Origin of the sequence: Halomicrobium sp. HM KBTZ05, assembly GCF_041530035.1 — an archaeon.
In the GTDB taxonomy this organism is placed as follows: domain Archaea; phylum Halobacteriota; class Halobacteria; order Halobacteriales; family Haloarculaceae; genus Halomicrobium.
The window spans coordinates 2,344,041-2,360,262 of sequence record NZ_CP168057.1 but is presented as its reverse complement, the minus strand read 5'-3'; the positions used below and the strand labels follow the sequence as shown (position 1 = coordinate 2,360,262).

At 66.1% G+C, this 16,222-nt stretch carries 14 protein-coding genes and 1 tRNA gene; 7 read left to right on the top strand and 8 right to left on the bottom strand.

Going from position 1 to position 16,222, the window contains the following annotated elements; genetic code table 11:
* Positions 1 to 89: 89 nt before the first annotated feature.
* A complete protein-coding gene (locus tag ACAH01_RS12255) occupies positions 90 to 1,418 on the top strand; it encodes a substrate-binding protein (RefSeq protein WP_372479368.1) in 1,329 nt (442 codons plus the stop codon).
* Between the two features lie 172 nt (positions 1,419 to 1,590).
* Here ACAH01_RS12255 and ACAH01_RS12250 read toward each other — a convergent pair whose 3' ends face one another.
* Positions 1,591 to 2,208, bottom strand: a complete 618-nt coding sequence (locus ACAH01_RS12250) for a response regulator (protein ID WP_372479367.1) — start codon at positions 2,206 to 2,208, stop codon at positions 1,591 to 1,593.
* Between the two features lie 198 nt (positions 2,209 to 2,406).
* On the opposite strand from ACAH01_RS12250, the gene ACAH01_RS12245 reads away from it, so the two are divergent.
* The 3 genes from ACAH01_RS12245 to ACAH01_RS12235 all read left to right on the top strand — a co-directional run bounded on the left by ACAH01_RS12245 (position 2,407) and on the right by ACAH01_RS12235 (position 3,958).
* Positions 2,407 to 2,832 carry a hypothetical protein gene (locus tag ACAH01_RS12245; RefSeq protein ID WP_372479365.1) on the top strand — a complete coding sequence of 142 codons (426 nt, stop codon included), beginning with the start codon at positions 2,407 to 2,409 and terminating at the stop codon, positions 2,830 to 2,832.
* Positions 2,833 to 3,055: 223 nt separating this feature from the next.
* A complete protein-coding gene (locus ACAH01_RS12240) occupies positions 3,056 to 3,250 on the top strand; it encodes a hypothetical protein (protein WP_240937060.1) in 195 nt (64 codons plus the stop codon).
* An 84-nt stretch (positions 3,251 to 3,334) separates the two neighbouring features.
* Positions 3,335 to 3,958 (top strand): ribonuclease H, encoded by a 624-nt coding sequence (locus ACAH01_RS12235; protein ID WP_372479364.1) that lies wholly within the window; start codon positions 3,335 to 3,337, stop codon positions 3,956 to 3,958.
* Positions 3,959 to 3,964: 6 nt separating this feature from the next.
* Here ACAH01_RS12235 and ACAH01_RS12230 read toward each other — a convergent pair whose 3' ends face one another.
* On the bottom strand, positions 3,965 to 6,217 hold the full coding sequence (locus ACAH01_RS12230) for an NADP-dependent malic enzyme (protein WP_170093793.1): 2,253 nt from the start codon (positions 6,215 to 6,217) through the stop codon (positions 3,965 to 3,967).
* Positions 6,218 to 6,317: 100 nt separating this feature from the next.
* On the opposite strand from ACAH01_RS12230, the gene ACAH01_RS12225 reads away from it, so the two are divergent.
* Entirely contained in the window at positions 6,318 to 7,124 is an 807-nt protein-coding gene (locus tag ACAH01_RS12225; RefSeq protein ID WP_170093794.1) for a COX15/CtaA family protein, read from the top strand.
* A gap of 164 nt (positions 7,125 to 7,288) precedes the next feature.
* Here the strand turns inward: ACAH01_RS12225 and ACAH01_RS12220 are convergent, their stop codons facing one another.
* The 3 genes from ACAH01_RS12220 to ACAH01_RS12210 form a co-directional block, all read right to left on the bottom strand.
* Positions 7,289 to 8,785 carry a replication factor C large subunit gene (locus ACAH01_RS12220; RefSeq protein WP_372479363.1) on the bottom strand — a complete coding sequence of 499 codons (1,497 nt, stop codon included), beginning with the start codon at positions 8,783 to 8,785 and terminating at the stop codon, positions 7,289 to 7,291.
* A 291-nt stretch (positions 8,786 to 9,076) separates the two neighbouring features.
* Entirely contained in the window at positions 9,077 to 10,405 is a 1,329-nt protein-coding gene (locus tag ACAH01_RS12215) for an ABC transporter substrate-binding protein (protein ID WP_372479362.1), read from the bottom strand.
* Positions 10,406 to 10,846: 441 nt separating this feature from the next.
* Positions 10,847 to 10,989 (bottom strand) — tRNA-Met (locus ACAH01_RS12210).
* 111 nt (positions 10,990 to 11,100) lie between these two features.
* Between ACAH01_RS12210 and ACAH01_RS12205 the strand changes: the two genes are divergently transcribed.
* Positions 11,101 to 12,099 (top strand): hypothetical protein, encoded by a 999-nt coding sequence (locus ACAH01_RS12205; protein WP_372479361.1) that lies wholly within the window; start codon positions 11,101 to 11,103, stop codon positions 12,097 to 12,099.
* Here ACAH01_RS12205 and ACAH01_RS12200 read toward each other — a convergent pair.
* Positions 12,096 to 12,458, bottom strand: coding sequence for a DUF5830 family protein (locus tag ACAH01_RS12200; RefSeq protein WP_208628761.1), 363 nt, complete (start codon positions 12,456 to 12,458; stop codon positions 12,096 to 12,098). The genes ACAH01_RS12205 and ACAH01_RS12200 overlap by 4 nt on opposite strands.
* 119 nt (positions 12,459 to 12,577) lie before the next feature.
* On the opposite strand from ACAH01_RS12200, the gene ACAH01_RS12195 reads away from it, so the two are divergent.
* Positions 12,578 to 13,240 (top strand): TVP38/TMEM64 family protein, encoded by a 663-nt coding sequence (locus tag ACAH01_RS12195; RefSeq protein ID WP_170093799.1) that lies wholly within the window; start codon positions 12,578 to 12,580, stop codon positions 13,238 to 13,240.
* Here the strand turns inward: ACAH01_RS12195 and ACAH01_RS12190 are convergent.
* Positions 13,237 to 15,729 carry a PAS domain S-box protein gene (locus ACAH01_RS12190; protein WP_372479360.1) on the bottom strand — a complete coding sequence of 831 codons (2,493 nt, stop codon included), beginning with the start codon at positions 15,727 to 15,729 and terminating at the stop codon, positions 13,237 to 13,239. The genes ACAH01_RS12195 and ACAH01_RS12190 overlap by 4 nt on opposite strands.
* A 239-nt stretch (positions 15,730 to 15,968) precedes the next feature.
* Positions 15,969 to 16,088, bottom strand: coding sequence for an HVO_2523 family zinc finger protein (locus tag ACAH01_RS12185; RefSeq protein ID WP_015762719.1), 120 nt, complete (start codon positions 16,086 to 16,088; stop codon positions 15,969 to 15,971).
* Positions 16,089 to 16,222: the final 134 nt, after the last annotated feature.

Below are 16,222 nucleotides of genomic sequence, written 5' to 3'. Positions count from 1 at the left end.
CATCCGTCGGGTCAGTTTCGGAGCGGCGACAGATTCCAGCGACGAACTGATCCAAAATCATATATGTAATGGTTTGCCAACCATAGGCCATGACAACGGACGACCGTGGTGGCTGCGGTTCGCGGGCGACGCGGCGGCGTGTACTCGAATCTCTGGGTGGGACCGGAGCGGTGGCGCTGGCCGGCTGTCTCGGATCTGACGGGGCGACGACAGAAACCAGCACCGACGACTCGGTGACGATCGGACTCTCCTCGCCCGAATCTGGTCGCTACTCTCCGATTGGCGACCACGAGCGGCGAGGGTTCGAGCTCGCCGTCACCCATCTCAACGAGGGCGGGGGCCTGGTCGGCGGTGAGGGGTTCGCCAACCTCTCCGGAGACGGCGTACTCGACCGGACCGTCGAGACCGCCATCGCCGACACGGAAGGCGACGCCTCGACGGCCGAGACGAACCTCCAGCAGCGACTCGGCGACGACGAGCTGGCCATGTTCACCGGCGGCGTCGCGGGCAGCGTCGTCACGACACATCGGGATCTGGCGGACGAACACGAGACGCCGTACTTCGTCGGCACGTCGACGCTGAACCAGCTCACCGGCGAGAACTGCTCGCCACACGTCTACCGCGAGCTGTTCAACTCCCGCACGCTGGCCCGTGCCCTCGTCCCGGAAGTCGTCGCCGACATCGACGGTGCCCAGTTCTTCTTCCAGGTCAGCTCTGACACGATCGAAGGACGCGACCTCAAGCAAAGTATCAACGGTTACGCGACCGCGAGCGACCTCGACTTGCGGCCCATCGGTAGCACGACGGTCCGGTCGGGCTCGACCGACTTCGAGCGCCCGCTCTCGGAAGCGGCGAGCAACAGCGTCGACATCGTCTTCCTCGATCTGTTCGGCCTCGACGCCGTCAACGCGATCCAGCAGGCCAAAGAGATCCTCCCCGAGGACGCGGTCATCGTCGTCCCGCTGCTCACCCAGTCCGTCGCGGATTCGCTGGGCGAGCGGGTCGAAGGTGTCTACGGCACCGTCGGCTGGCACGAGAACCTCGGGACGCCGCTGTCGGGCAAGTTCGGCGACGCCTACCAGAGCGAGTACTCGGGAACGGTGAGCACCACGGCGCTCGTCCCACCGGGTCCCGCCCAGAACGCGTACGGACAGGTCCTGTTGTGGGCCAGCGCAGCAGAGGCCGCCGGCACGTTCGACGCGGACGCGGTCCGGTCCGAACTCGAAGGGTTCGAGTACGCACTCGGTGCGGGTGCAGAGACGATGCGGGCCTGCGACCACCAGGCGATGCGAGCCGTCCCGGTCGTCCGTGGCAGTACCGAGACGGACTCGGTCGGGAACTACTTCGAGCTGCTGAACGGGCGGCGAAATATGGAGCCCGGCTGTGACGAACCGCCCGCGTCGGCGTGTGAGCTGTAGGCACGCACAGTCGCTCCCCGCCCACACGTCGCCGTCGGGACGTGACTCGCTCTACGTGTCATCGAGAGTGTCCCTCCGAGAGCGTCCCGTCTCATACGACCGGCTATACATCTGTGAGCGATTTCGCCACCCCGGGGTGGCGAAGCTCGTCACGAAGTGACAGCCGGCAGTATCAGTCGCTCCCGGTCAGATCGGAGAACAGCGATTCGAAGTTGTCGACGTTCTCCGAGAGGTGGTCGACCTCGTCGGCCAGTCGCTCCACGCGAGCGGTAATCTTCGCGTACGCCCCGCTCTCCTCTCGGGCCTTCGGGTTCATCTCTGATTCCAGTGTCGCCTGCTTCGAAAGCGCCGCGAAGTACGCTTGCAGGCGGTCGTCGTACGCGTCCCGGCGCATCATCGCTTCGACCGTCTCTCGGAGATCCGCCCCCGTGACTGGCTTCGTGAGGTAGTCGTCGAAGGGCATGTCGACGATGTCGACGTCGGGATCGACGGCCGTGACCATCACGACACGACAGTCGAGTCCACGCTCTCGGACCCGTCCCAGTACCTCGTCCCCCGAGAGCCCCGGCATCTGTCTGTCCAGGAGGACGATGTCGACCGATTCGTCGGCGTCCTCCAGTGCCTGAGCACCGTCGTACGCGACGCTGGTTTCGTACTCCTCGCCGAGCCACATCGCGTACAGATCCGCAACGTCGCGTTCGTCGTCGACGACGAGGATCTCGGGTGTCTCGGCTTCCGTCTTCAGTTGTACGCCAGATGCCTTCGTTCGTTCGTCGTCCCCCCGCCACATACTGTCGTCAATTTCGCCATATCACAGATAAACCTACCTGCCGGATTATCGCCCGTGATTCTGGATAGCCGGCCGGCTCACGCCCGGTCTCTCCGATCGCCCCGATCTACCATGGGGATCGATCTCACGGAGGCGGTCTCGTTCGGCGCTGGCGACGACACGACATTGATACGGCGTCGCCACGCAGTAAGCACACCGATGACCGATCCCGAAGCAATCGAGACGGTCGTCGTCAAGACCGACGAGATCGTCACCGCGCTGGAGGCCAGCCAACGGGGGACCCGGACCGTCCTTCGTGTCACCGCTCCGTTCAGTGCTCGCATGCGGGCGCGCCTCCACGTCGAACAGCCCGGTGACGGCGACGACGACGCACAGCTGTTGCTCTCGCCGCGTGCGCTTCTCGACGACGATTGTCCGTCACTGCCCAGCTCGGACGAGACCGCCGAGCGGCTCAGGTCCCGGTCCGACGAACAGTACTCCGTCGAGCGCCACCGCGAAACACACGAAGCCGCCCTCGAAGAGTGGCGGTCGACGGTCCCAGACCACGTCGTCGACGCCGTCGAGCTCCCCGCCGCCGGAGGCGCGGTCTCGGTGGCGCTTCTCTCGGCTGTGGACCGAGAGTGATCGAACCGCCGTCGCTCGATAAGCCGACGTTATAAAACGTCTCCGAGGATTTCGAGCGGTCGTAAAACGTTCGTACGCACTTCGTACCAGCGTGAAATGAACTGAAACAGTCCGAAGCCTCGACCGGTTATATGATGCTCTCGGTCGTGGTGATCGATAGGTGTCCCCGATGTCAAGCTCGACCAACAACGACCTTCGATCGTCGCTCCAGTCGGTAAGCTCGGTGAGCGAGGTTGGTAAGCACGTCTTGCCCCCGATCCGGGCGTTCGCGTTCTGGATCGCCATCGCGCTCCCCTTCCTCTATCTCCCGCTCCTCGCGGTTGGCCTCTCCAGCCAGACCCAGACTGGCGCGTTCCTGACCCTCCTGCTGTGTAACGCCGTCGCCCTGCTCGTCGGCCACAAACATCTGCGAGAGTGAAACACCGTCGCCGCCTCGCCATTCATGACAGATAGTCTGTAATTCGGGCAGTATATTTAACACGTACGGACACGTAATACTTGTATGGCCGCATACGGCCGGCCGTCACTTCGAGACTTGTTCGACGAATCGCCGACGCCCCACATCGCGCACCCGCCGCGCACACACCACCGAGACTTCTACGTCGCTACCGACGGCTCGTATCGAGAGTCGTCTGGCGGACTCGGGGTCGTCATCGAGACGCGGGACGGGGAGCGCGTCGCCCGGCTGTCGGTCCACGACGGCGCGCCCGACAACAACGTCGCCGAGTATCGGGCGCTCCACCTCGGGCTCGATCTCCTCGCCGCTCGGGCACCGAGCGACGCCACCGTCGGCCTCCTCATCGATCACGACGACCTCGCGGCCAACGTCAACGCCGCGATGCTCGCCGTCAAGAACGCGCAGTTCGACGCGAGCCACCCGGTCTCGATCCCGCGCTCGACCGGGCTCCACTGGCGTGGCATTCGCGCCCGCATCAACGGCTTCGACGAGGTCAGGGCCGCACGGATCGCCAGCGGATCGAACCCGGCCCACCCGCTGGCCAACGCCCCCGACCAGTACGCACACGTCAACGACGAGCCGGCCCGCTGTGTGCTTCCCGAGACGCCGACCGTCGACGAGCAGGTCCCACCGCCCTCGCGCTCGAACCGCGGCGGCGCGAGCGACTGACGAGGATCAGTCGTCCTGTGCGTCGACGACTGCCACGCCCGCCATGTTGACGATGTCTTTGACTTCGTCGCCACGCTGGAGGACGTGGACCGGCTTGTCCATGCCGACCAGCATCGGACCGATCGCCTCTGCACCGCCGAGGCGCTGGAGGAGCTTGTAGCCGATGTTACCCGCTTCGAGGCTCGGGAACACGAGGACGTTCGCCGGATCGTCCAGCTCGGAGAACTCGTAGGTCCCCTGGAGGATGTCCTCGACGACGGCCGTGTCGGCCTGCATCTCGCCGTCGACGGGGAAGTCGGTCGCCGGGTCCTCCCGGAGGCGCTCGGCGGCGCGACGCGGTGCCCGCGTGCTCGGGGAGTCGACGCTGCCGAAGTTCGAGTACGACAGCATGGCCGCGCGGGGCTCGACGTTGAACCGCCGTGCCAGCTCGGCCGTGTGACGGGTCACTTCCGTGAGCACGTCCGCGTCGGGGTCCGTGTTGACGGTCGTGTCCGCACAGAAGACGACCCTGTTGCGGAAGGTAAGCATGTAGACACCCGCTGCGTACTCGGCTTCCGGTGCGGTCCCGACGATCTGGAGCGGCGGCCGCAGCGCGGATGGGTAGTGGTGGGTCAGCCCGGTCAACATCGCGTCGGCGTCGCCCATCTCCACCATCACGCTGCCCAGGTAGTTGCCGTCGGTGACGAGTTCGTCGGCCTCGCGTCGCGTGACGCCTTTGCGCTGTCGCAGTTCGTACAGCCGGTCTGCGTACTCGTCGAGGCCGCCCTCGTCGGGATCGACGATCTCCGGCTCGAAGGCCAGCCCGAGCGTGTCGGTGATCGCCGAGATCCGGTCCCGGTCGCCCAGCAAGACCGGCTCGGCGATCCCTTGCTCAACCAGCTGGTAGGCCGCGCGGATCATCTTCTCGTCGTCGCCCTCGGCCAGCACCACCCGTTTGGGGTCGCTCTTTGCCTTGTTGAGCACGACGCGCATCATCTCGCGGGACTTGCCCAGCCGCGCCTCCAGCCGTTCGACGTAGTCGTCGAGGTCGATGCTCTTGCGTGCCGCGCCGGAGTCCATCGCCGCCTCCGCGACGGCGGGCGTCACCTCGAAGAGGACTCTGGGGTCGAGGGGCTTGGGGATGATGTACTCGGGCCCGAACTGTAGCGGCTGGTCGCCGTAGGCCTTGACCACGGCGTCTGGCACGTCCTGGCGTGCGAGGCGAGCCAGCGCGCGGGCCGCCGCGACCTTCATCTCCTCGTTGATCTCGGTCGCGCGCACGTCGAGCGCACCGCGGAAGATAAACGGGAATCCGAGGACGTTGTTGACCTGGTTGGGGTAGTCCGAGCGGCCCGTCGCCATGATGACGGTGTCGTCGCGAGCGGTCTTCGCCGTCTCGTAGTCGATCTCCGGGTCGGGATTGGCCATCGCGAAGATGATGGGGTCGCTCGCCATCGACTGGACCATCGCCTCGTCGACGATACCGCCGACCGAGAGGCCGACGAAAGCGTCGGCACCGGCCAGTGCGTCAGCGAGGTCGCCGCCGGCACTCTCGCTGGCGAACTCCGCCTTGTAGCGGTTGAGTCCGTCGTTCTCGACGCGGTCGGCGGTGATGATCCCCGTGGAGTCACACATCGTGATGTTCTCTTTGCGGACGCCCAGCGAGACGTAAAAGCGGGCCGAGGCGATGGCGCTCGCCCCGGCACCGGAGAAGACGATCTCCATCTCTTCGAGCTCTTTGTCCACGATGTCGGCCGCGTTCAGCAGCGCCGCCCCGGAGATGATCGCGGTCCCGTGCTGGTCGTCGTGGAACACGGGCACGTCCATCCGTTCGCGCAGTTCGCGCTCGATCTCGAAGCAGGCCGGCGCGGCGATGTCTTCGAGGTTGATCCCACCGAACGTCGGCCCCATCGCGTCGACGGCCTCGATCATCGCGTCGGGATCTGCGGTGTCGAGTTCGAGGTCGAACACGTCGATGTCGGCGAACCGCTTGAACAGCACGCCCTTCCCCTCCATCACCGGCTTGGACGCCTCGGGGCCGATGTCGCCGAGGCCGAGCACCGCGGAGCCATCCGAGACGACCGCCACGAGGTTCCCGCGCGCGGTGTACTTGAAGGCGTCTTCCGGGGTCTCGTGAATCGCCTCGCACGGCGCGGCCACGCCCGGCGAGTACGCCAGCGAGAGGTCTCGCTGGGTGTTGGTCGGCTTCGTCGTCGCGATCTCGATCTTTCCGGGCGGTGCCCGGCCGTGGTAGTCGAGGGCGTCCTCGTCGAGTCCCATACACATACGCCGACAGGAACGTTCTTAAAGCTCGTGGGGGAGCCGCGTGACAGCACGACGAAAAGCGGGACATAAGTAGTTCAGATCCCAAGCTACCGTCATGAGTCGCCGGTTCCGCAACCTCCTGGTCGGGTCGACGGCCGGAACGCTACTCCTGATGCTCGTCGGGCTCTACACGGCCTACAAGGGCGCAGGGCTGACCTGCGAACAGCGATGGCCCCTCTGTGACGGCTGGCTGGGTCTGTTCCCCGCGAACCTCGTGAGTTTCATCGAGTGGTCCCACCGACTGCTGGCGATGCTCGTCGGCTTCGCGCTGCTTGGGGTCCTGTATCTCGCGTGGCGACGCCAGGACGACCGTCGGGTGAAGTGGGCCGTCACCGCCGCCGTCGCACTGCTTCCCTCCCAAATCATCCTCGGGGCACTGACGGTGACGGAGTTTACCGCCCTGATCACCGCGGCGCACTTCTTTACTGCCTCGCTCATCCTGCTCTGTCTCACGGCGGCCTGTGCCTGGACCGTCGAGCGCCCGTCCGTCGGTGGACTCCGCACGCTGGCGATCCTCGCGGCCGTGGCGGTTCCCTTCCACCTCGCGCTCGACGGCTCCCTGTTCGCGGTGCCGGTCAGTGTGCTCACCGGCTACTACGCCCTCTCTTTCCTCCTCTGGGGCGCGCTCGCCGCGGGGGCGCTGTGGGCACACGGCCACGGACTCCCCCGCGTGCGTCTCCTCTTCGCGCTGGGGAGTGCCGTCTCCTGGTTCGACATGCTCGTCGCTCGCCGGAAGTTCGGGCTCGACCAGACGCTGACGGACGTGGGCGCGGTGGTCGTCCTCGTCCTGATCGCGGGCGCGATCTGGACGCTCTCGAAGCGGTCGAAGACCGGCGGTCTGGCCGCGACGCGGGCGGACTGATACTGCCGGCTGTCACTTCGTGACGAGCTTCGCCACTCCGGGGTGGCGAAATCGGTCACAGATGGACAGCCGGTCGTATGAGTATAGCGGGTTCCTCGATCGGGTGCGCTGACGTTCTGGACGGAGACCACGAGGGTGAGACGGTCGTCCGGCCACCCGGCGCGTTACATGAAATCCGAGAGCCCGGACTGCTGGTCGCCGTCGTCGCTCTCTTGGTTGTCGTCGCCGTCGTCGGCCTCCCCGTCGTCGCCCGCGGGCTCACCGCCCAGCGTCGCCTGTCCACCGTCGTCGTCGCCGTCGCCCTCGGTGTCGTCTGTGTCGTCCGCGTCTGGTGTCGTCTCGCCGGCACTGGCACCCTCGAAGGCTCCTTGCGATCCCTCGACGGCGGCCGCCTCTCGCAGTTCCTCGGCGTCCTCGACGATCGACTGGACCTTGTTGGTGTCTTTCCCCGACCCGGTGACGAAGGCGACGTGGCTGGCGTCCATCTCGTACTGGGCGGCCATCGCGACGGTGAGGTCGCGGTTCTTGCAGTGGTGGGTCATCGTCGCGAGGAAGGGCATGATCTCCCGGCGCGCGGTGCGCATGCTGACGCCGTTGACGGCGGCGATCTGCTGGGCGATGTGGTCTCGCGTGTTTCGCGTGCCCTTCGAGCGGCCCAGCTTCGACCAGTAGCTCGGGGGACCGTAGCGAGTCCAGCCGCCCTTCGTTCCCTCGCGGGCAGCGGCGACCCCGGCGGTCATGTTGTCGCCCGCGTAGCGCCAGAACGAGTAGTTCTGCTTCGCGCGTACGCGCCCGAGCCAGCGGTCGGCGTTGGCGAGGAACTCGTAGGCGGTCGTCAGCTCGCTGCCCGCGTACTCTTTGGGCATGTTGTCCTCGATCCAGTTGATGAGGTCGTCGGGCGTCTCGTCGACGTCGTAGCTCGCTTCGAGTGCTTCCTGGGGGCCGGCTTCCTTCAACAGGAGATCGAGGTAGTCGAAGATCCCCTCCGTCGTGTCGCGCTCGCCGGTGACCACGTCGTCGGCGGCGAGGTGGTCTCGCCCCTCCGCGAGCGCCTGGAGGTCCTTGATCGCCCCCCGGAGGTCGCCGTCGTTCATCTCGGCGATCTCGGTCAGGGCCTCGTCGTCGAACGCGATCTCCTCCTGGCGGAGCACGTCACGCAACACCGGCACGATCGAGCGCTTGCCCACGTCGCGAAACTCGATGTCCTCACAGGCGTTGCGCAGCCCGTTGCTCATCTCGTAGAACTCGTTTGCGATGAGGATCATCGGCTGGTTGGCCTCTTTGACCAGCGACGTGATCGCCCGCGCTCCCCCGCGGTCGGCGTTGCCGTGGATGTTGTCGGCCTCGTCCATGACGACGAGCCGTCGCCCCGCTCCCCCCGCCGTGAGCGTCCCCGACTTCGCCGCCTCCCCGGCGACTTTCTCGATGACGTCTTTCGTCCGGGAGTCCGAGGCGTTGAGCTCGATCGTCGGCCACTCCATGTCGTTGGCCAGCGCGTGGGCCGCGGAGGTCTTCCCGATCCCCGGCGCACCGTGGAGGATGACGGCCTCGCGGTGATCCTCCCAGCTCTCGGCCCACTCTCGCAGGGCGTCGCGGGCCTTGTCGTTGCCCCGCACCTCCGCCAGCGTCGTCGGGCGGTATCTCTCCGTCCAGTCGGCCATTGGCGTGTGCTTGGCGCGAGGCTCGTTTAGGGATTGCGGAGCGATCTTCGTCTCGAAAGAGAAACTGCCGGAACGGCAGGATGTCCACGGAGGATGGGGATGGAAGCGTGTGAGGTGGGCATCTGCCGTGCCGCATTGCGTTCACCGCTCGCCCCTGGGGAAGTGAGCGAGCGGCGGTGGCAACTGATGGCTTCGTACCGGCACTGTGGAGGGCACCGGTGCCTGGTGGTATCAGAGTGTCCTACATAAAACTGTTGGAATTGTTAGATAGCGTGTCGCCGTCGACACCGACTACAGATCGCACGACGCTGCTGGGGGTGCTTCACAGCCGGGCTCCATGCCGCGCTTCGCGCCACGCAGTTCGAAGCGGTCGTCGACCGAGTCGCTCCGTGCTCGGCCACGAACGACCGGCACCGAACGGACCGACTGATGGTCACAGGCTCGCATCTTCTGCGTGCCTGCACCGGCCGCGTACTCCAGTCCTTCGAGTTCGTTCCGGATCGCTGCGGCGTCGAAGCTCCCGGCCCGTTCGGCGGCGTGGGCATAGAGGATGACCTGTGCGTAGGCAGTCTGTGCCGGCCCCGACGCGGCGAGTGTCTCCGCGTCGCCGGTACCGTACTCGCGCTGGTAGGCCTCCCCGAAGGTGCCCGACAGCGGCGTTCCGAGGTCCTCGTGCCAGCCGACGGTGCCGTAGATGCCGGCGACGCGATCGCCGAGCGACTCCGCGATCGACCGGGTGAGGTACGGCACGACAACCGTGGTGTCGTCCGACAGCGCCGCTCGCGCCCACTGGATCGCGTTGACGGCGTCGAGGCCGAACAGATCGAGGAAGACCAGCGACACGTCAGACAGGATGTCGTCGTTGATCGCCGACTCGAAGTTCGTCGTTCCCGGACGGACGGAGATCCCGCCCGTCGGCCGCCAGTCGAGGTCGCTGTCGGTGACGACGTCGTTGATCGACTGGAACAGGTCGTTGCCTTCGGGTGCGTCGGCGTAGACGTGAAAGATCGACTGCTCGTCTGGCACGTCGCTGGCGATCTCCGGAACGAGCGACCGGGCCAGCGTCGTGGTGTTGAACAGGTGTCGGTACACGTGGCGCGAGCAGTCACTTCCGGTGAGGGCATTCACCGTCGACGAACCGACGAAGTACGGCGTTTCGTACTCGTCGGCGAGGTCGCGGTTGGTCTCCGCGACCGAGCCGGCGACGCCGCCAAAAAACGCGGCGAACTCGTCGCCGTCGAGACGCGGACGCACCTTCGATTCGGTCGTCGCCGGGCTACTCTCCGTGTCCAGCACGGCGGTCTCGACGGTCGAGCCCAGCACGCCGTCGCCCGAGAGGGAACTGTACTCGCTGTCGCCGACGAGTCCGCCGCCCTCGTTGAGGTGCTTGACGGCCAGTTCGAAGCCGTCGCGTTCGTGCTCACCGAGAGGGGCGTAGTGGCCCGTCTCGGGTGCCGTGAGCGCGATCGTCACCGACTCGTCGTCGCTGCTCGTCGCCGTCGACGATCCGCCGGATCCCAGACAGCCGGCCAGCGCCAGCGTACCAGCGCCGCCGATCGATTCGAGTACGCGACGCCGCGTCACCGGCGAACCGCAATCATCACAGTCGTCAGCGGTCATGCGCCACAGTTGGCAAACCGTCGCATATATCGATTTGGATATGGGTTCGATTCGCGAGCAATGGAGCGAACAGAGGGCGGCGAGCCGGCGGCTACCCGGCGCAGTCGCGCTCGGCGACACGTGCGGAATCGCCACTGGCTCCGTGATCGTGTCGAACTGCACGGGGCGGGCTCCGAACTTCCGAGCGACTCGCTTCGCTCACGTGCGTTCGCGAGGACTGACCCGTCTTCCGTGGACCCGACATTCGACAGCGTCACCACTCACACGAGGTTCGTGGTTGGAGTAGAATGCCCGGGGAGGGCTCCGAACCGTCGGAAGACTCACTTCGTTCGTCTTCCGTGCCTCGCACTCGCTACGCTCGTGCGAAACCTACGGGTTCGTCGCCCAGTCCGGGCATTTCACGGCGTCACCACTCACTACCGTTCGTGGTTCCTCGGAAAATGCCCGGGGAGGGCTCCGAACCCTCGATCTCCGCATGACTCAGGTCGCAGGCGCGACGAACGCCTGCTGTCATGCCGGGTTGGTACCGCGTGAGTCTGACGACCCTATGAGTGCGGCGCTATGTCCAGCTAAGCCACCCGGGCGCGGTGCATTCGTTCGTTGTCCGGAGGTGCTCTTTAACGTTCTCATCTAGTGGCGGTCCGTGACGGTCTGGCACCCGCGGATTTAAGCCACCGGACTGGTACATGACCACCATGGAGATACCAGACCTCGTCCGGCAAGCGCTCGGGGACGAGGAGGTCACGGCCGGCGTCAACCTCGGGGACGAAGACGCCGTCTGTTTCACCCCGACGCGGACGCTCGTCTACAGGGGCGAAGGGTTGCTGAGTGACGAAGGGGTCGGCGAGTACGCCCACGACTTCGAACGCCTCTCGATTTCCGAGGGTCGCCGGAAGACGAAGTTCACGATGACCTACGTCGACGACAAGGACTCGTTTGCCGTCCCCGGCAAGCGTACCAGTGCGGTCCTCGAACGCCTGCTGGAGGGGAACCTCCGCGTCAAGGGCGTCATCGCGGACGACGAGGGCGTCAGCGGTGTCTTCCGCTTCAGCGAACTGACGCTAGTCGTCACCGACTCGCGCCTGCTCAAACACATCGGCGAGTACACCTGGGCCGGCGACTTCGAGGCGTATCACTACGACGACGTGACGGGGCTGCACTTCGAGGAGGGAAGCGTCGCCACGGCGGTCGTCCTCGAAGCCGACGGCCGTCCGGAACGCATCAAAGCGCCCAACGATCAGGCCGGGTTGTTCCGCAAGACGCTGGAGGGGTCGCTCTTCGCGTACCACGACGTGGACTCGCTGGGCGAACTCAACCACGCCCTCGAAGTCGACGAGACGGACGGCGAGACCGACGACGAAGAGGCGAGCCCCAGCGGGTCGGACGGTCTCGGACTCGACTCGGGCATCGATCCGCTGGTCGGCGACGACGAGGACGCGGAGCCCTCGGACGAGCGACCGGCCGCAGCGGCCGGACAGCGTCAGTCGGCCGCCTCGATCAGCTCACAGAGTGACGCGACCGACACCAGACAGGCGTCTCCGACCGCCGACGGCACCACGAACGATGCCGACATCGCTGCCGTCGAGGAGCAACTCGCGGCGCTGACAGAGACGATCGAACAGCAAAACGAGCTCCTCGCGAAACAACAGCAGACGATCAAGCAACTGATCAAAGAACTCCGGCAGGGCCGCTAGTCGCGCCCGAGCACTTTCCTGATACACGTCGAGCCGAAGGGGCCGAGTTCGTCGCTGTCGAACTGGACGAAGTGGCCCTCGGAGATGCCCGCGCCACAGCGCTGACAGTCGAACTCGCCCTCTTTGACGACGACGTCGCTCTCGAAGCTGACGAACGTGCCCGTCGCGGTCGGTCGGACCGTCCCGCCCTCGCGTTCGACGATTCCCTCACGCTGTGCGGCCGTCAGGATCTCGCGCTGGACTGCCGGATCGGTGGTGACGATCTCGATGCGGTCCATCGCGTCCTTGACCGATAGCTCGGCGTGTTCGAGGTGGGCGAGCAGTTCCAGACCGAGCGCGACGCGATCGTCGGACGGCACGGTCGGAGCATCGACGGCGACGCTGGTAAACGTTCGGCTACTCCGTCGGGAGCACCCCGCTGGTCCGCGGGCTCGACGGACCACAAGAGGTTTTACACTGCGAACGCGGTTTTCGACCGATGAAACAGTCGACGCGACGGCAACTCGGCGGCGTCGTAGTCTTCGCCGCACTCGTGGTCGTCGCGTCGCTGGTGCTCTCGCCCCGGCAACTGCTCGACGAGGTCGCACATCTCTCGGCACATCCCCTCCAGTTCGGCGCGGCGCTGCTCGTGCTGTATCTCGTTCGCCCGCTGTTTGCCTGGCCGATCAGTCCGATCTCCGCGCTGGTGGGCTACGTACTGGGCCTCCGATACGGGATCCCGGTCGCGCTGGTCGGGGCGACGCTGACGACGATCCCGCCCTTCCTGTTCGCCCGCCACGCCGGGCGTAGCGGCGGCGGGCTGTTCGCCCGGCTCAACGACGCGGGCCGACGATTCATCTCCGTCACGGGCGCGACTCGCGGCGTTCTCGCGGCGCGCCTCTCGCCGCTCCCCGCAGATCCGGTCTCGTACGGTGCCGGCTTCTCCGGCGTCTCGACGCGGGCCTACGTCGTCGGGACGTTCCTCGGAGAGATCCCGTGGGTGTTCGTGGAAGTGCTCGCCGGTGCGTCGATGCGGACCCTCTCGACCGAGGGGCTGAGCGCGGGCCTGCACGTGCTGCTTGGCTCGTTCGCGGTCGCGGTCGTGTTGCTGGCGGGGCCCGCGTACCGTCACGTCAGGTCGGGTCGTCCCTCGCGCAACTAGGTCGTGACCTCGAAGCGCGCACCGCCCGCGTCGCTTTGCCCGACCGTGATCGACCAGTCGTGAGCCCTGACGATGGTGTCGACGATCGCCAGTCCGAATCCGGTCCCCTCTTCGCTGGTCGTGAACCCCCGTTCGAAGATCGTCTCGCGCTGAGTCGGCGGAATCCCTGTCCCGTCGTCGACGACGGCGAACCCGTCGTCGGTGTCGACGACGCGGACCGTCTCGGCTTCGCCGTGGGAGACCGCGTTGCGAAACAGGTTGTCGAACAGTTCCTGGAGTCGGTCGAAGTCGGCCTCGACGCGGCTGTCGGTCTCGGTGACGAGTTCCTTCCCGTCGGCGTCGAGTTGTGACCAGGCCGCCTCGGCGACCACGTCGAGAGCGACCGGTTCGAGGTCGCCGACTCGCTGTCCCTGGCGGGCGAGCGTGAGGAGGTCGCCGATGAGCGCTTCCATCCGGTGGGCGGCGTCGGCCGCGTCTTCGAGGTGTTCGAGCTCGCCGGTCGCCATGGCGTGGTTGACGCGTCCCTGAACGACGTTGAGCGGGCTCCGGAGGTCGTGGCTGACGACGCTGGCGAACTGTTCGAGCTGTCGTTCGCGCTGTTTGCGCTCGGTGATGTCCCGGATGACTCCGGCGGTCCCTCTGAACCGTCCGTCATCGGCCGGCAGCAGGGCGACGTGGTTCTCGCAGGTGATCTGGGTTCCGTCGGCCGTCCGGAGCCCCATCTCGAAGGTCCCGTTCGTCCGGTCCGGGTCGGCGAGCAGTTCGGCGATGAGATCTTCCCCGGCCGCAACGTCCTCTGGAGTCATCAGCTTCGAGATGTGCTCGCCGACCAGTTGCTCGCGATCGTAGCCCGACAGCGCCGCCATCGCGTCGTTGACGACGGTGAACTGCCCCTCGGCGTCGAGCGTGTAGACGGGATCGCCAACCGCCTGCAGGATCGTCTCGTAGCGCTCTAGCTCTCGCTGACGTTCCATCCGCTCGGTGATGTCTCGGATGACGCCAGCTGTCCCCTCGAACTCGCCGTCTCCGTCGGTCATGACGGCGATCTTCGTCTCGTTGTAGGTCTCCTCGCCGTCGTCGTCGACCGTCCGCATCTCGAAGGTCGCCACGTCTCGATCGGTGGTCAACAGCTCGCGGATGCGTTCCTCGGCCCGCTCGACGCCGTCTCCGACGACGAACTCCTCGGGCGACGCCCCGACGATCTCGGACCGCTCGTAGCCGATGTGGTCGGCCAGCGCGTCGTTGATCATCTCGATGGTCCCGTCGGGAGCCATCACGTACATCGGGTCCGCGACGCTTTCGGCCAGCGTCTCGTACTGTCGTAGCGTCTGTTCGCGCTCCTTGCGCTCGGTCACGTCACGGCCCACACCGGCGATGCCGAGGAACTCGCCGGTCGTGTCCGACAGCGCCGTGCCGTGGAACTCGTACGGAATCGTCTCGCCGGATTTCGTCTGCACCGCAGCCTCGTATCGAGACGACCCGCTCTCGATCGCACGCTCGATGGCAGCTTCGACCGTGGGAACGTCATCGGGAGCGATGAACTCCTGTGCAGTCATCTCCGCGATCTCCTCGTCGCTGTATCCCGTCACGTCGACCACCTGCTCGTTCCACTGGCGCAGCGACCAGTCCGGTGTGACGACGTAGAAGAGGTCTTCGAGCGAGTTCAACACGTCCTCGACGTACGCTCGCTGCTCTTCGAGCGCCCGGCGCTGCTCCTTGCGAGCCGTGATGTCCGTGATAAACCCCTCCAGAATCTCCGTCTCGTCGTCGCGCGTGAGCAACTGGCCCCGCTCCCACAGCCACCGTCGGTGCCCGTCGGCCGTCTCGATCCGGTAGGTCACTTCGAACGGCTCGCGGGTGTCGAGTGCCGACTGGACCGCCTCCCGGATGTCGTCGCGATCCTCGGAGTGGACTACGTCGGTCTCCCAGTCGACCCGTCCACTCTCCAGGGCGTCGGGCTCGTAGCCGGTCAGCTCCCGGACTCCCGCGCTGACGAACTGCATCGGCCAGCCCGGTTCGTTTCGACAGCGATACACCATCCCGGGGAGGTTCGACACCAGCGTCGAGAGGCGCTGTTCTTGCTGTTCGATCGGCGTCGTCGCTCTGTACTCCGCGATCGTTCCCTCGACCCGATCCACGAGCGTGCGATACCCGTCGTCGCCGTCGCGAGGGAGGTACTCGGTGACGCCGGCAGCGACCGCCTCGCTGGCGAGCGCTTCGCTGCCCGCGTCGGTAAACAGCAGGAACGGGAGGTCCGGATACTCCGACCGGACGGTTTCGAGGAGCGCGACGCTGTCGAGGGCCTGCTCGTCGTGGCCGCTGACGACACAATCGAACCGGCCGTCGGCGAGTTCCTCGACTGCCGCTCCACTGGTCGAGACGCTCTCGACGGCGACGGCGTCGTCTGCCAGCCGCGCCGTGACGGCGTGTCGGACCTGCGGGTCGTGGTCCACGTGGAGCACCCGAACCCCGTCCCCAGGCTGGGTCATTACACGAGTCTCTGTCGCCCACCGTATAAAAATGTGTAGTTGTGTCGATATGACGAGCCACGGGCCGGCGTCGATCCCGGTCGTCGCGCTGTCACTGTTGCAAGCGACCCGCGACCCAAGGAACGTAAAACCCGCCCAGACTGGCGGCCGGCAGTATCATACGGACAGTTGTAGCTCTTTATCAGATCGACCGCACGACGGTGTGCGGTCGACTGGGTGAACGTCTACAACTGTCCGTATCAGTAGAACGTGTCGGCACAGTCGTACACAACCCCGTGTACGGGACAGACGTACTTGCAGTGGCGGTGGTACATGGGCGTTTCACACATCGGACAGGGCCGCCCACCGGTCTCGGTCATGGCTCTCTCTGGGGCGCGGTCGGGCAAGAGCGTGTCGACGTTCGGCGTCGTGGGTGATACTACCGGCTGTACATCTGTGGCCGATTTCGCCACCCCGGGGTGGCGAAGCTCGTCACGAAGTGACAGCCGGCAGT

Bases quoted from the DNA above. Each gene is read 5' to 3' on its own strand.
- ACAH01_RS12255 (WP_372479368.1), top strand. From the start codon at position 90: ATGACAACGGACGACCGTGGTGGCTGCGGTTCGCGGGCGACGCGGCGG.
- ACAH01_RS12250 (WP_372479367.1), bottom strand. From the start codon at position 2,208: ATGTGGCGGGGGGACGACGAACGAACGAAGGCATCTGGCGTACAACTG.
- ACAH01_RS12245 (WP_372479365.1), top strand. From the start codon at position 2,407: ATGACCGATCCCGAAGCAATCGAGACGGTCGTCGTCAAGACCGACGAG.
- ACAH01_RS12235 (WP_372479364.1), top strand. From the start codon at position 3,335: ATGGCCGCATACGGCCGGCCGTCACTTCGAGACTTGTTCGACGAATCG.
- ACAH01_RS12230 (WP_170093793.1), bottom strand. From the start codon at position 6,217: ATGGGACTCGACGAGGACGCCCTCGACTACCACGGCCGGGCACCGCCC.
- ACAH01_RS12225 (WP_170093794.1), top strand. From the start codon at position 6,318: ATGAGTCGCCGGTTCCGCAACCTCCTGGTCGGGTCGACGGCCGGAACG.
- ACAH01_RS12220 (WP_372479363.1), bottom strand. From the start codon at position 8,785: ATGGCCGACTGGACGGAGAGATACCGCCCGACGACGCTGGCGGAGGTG.
- ACAH01_RS12215 (WP_372479362.1), bottom strand. From the start codon at position 10,405: ATGACCGCTGACGACTGTGATGATTGCGGTTCGCCGGTGACGCGGCGT.
- ACAH01_RS12205 (WP_372479361.1), top strand. From the start codon at position 11,101: ATGGAGATACCAGACCTCGTCCGGCAAGCGCTCGGGGACGAGGAGGTC.
- ACAH01_RS12195 (WP_170093799.1), top strand. From the start codon at position 12,578: ATGAAACAGTCGACGCGACGGCAACTCGGCGGCGTCGTAGTCTTCGCC.
- ACAH01_RS12190 (WP_372479360.1), bottom strand. From the start codon at position 15,729: ATGACCCAGCCTGGGGACGGGGTTCGGGTGCTCCACGTGGACCACGAC.
- ACAH01_RS12185 (WP_015762719.1), bottom strand. From the start codon at position 16,088: ATGACCGAGACCGGTGGGCGGCCCTGTCCGATGTGTGAAACGCCCATG.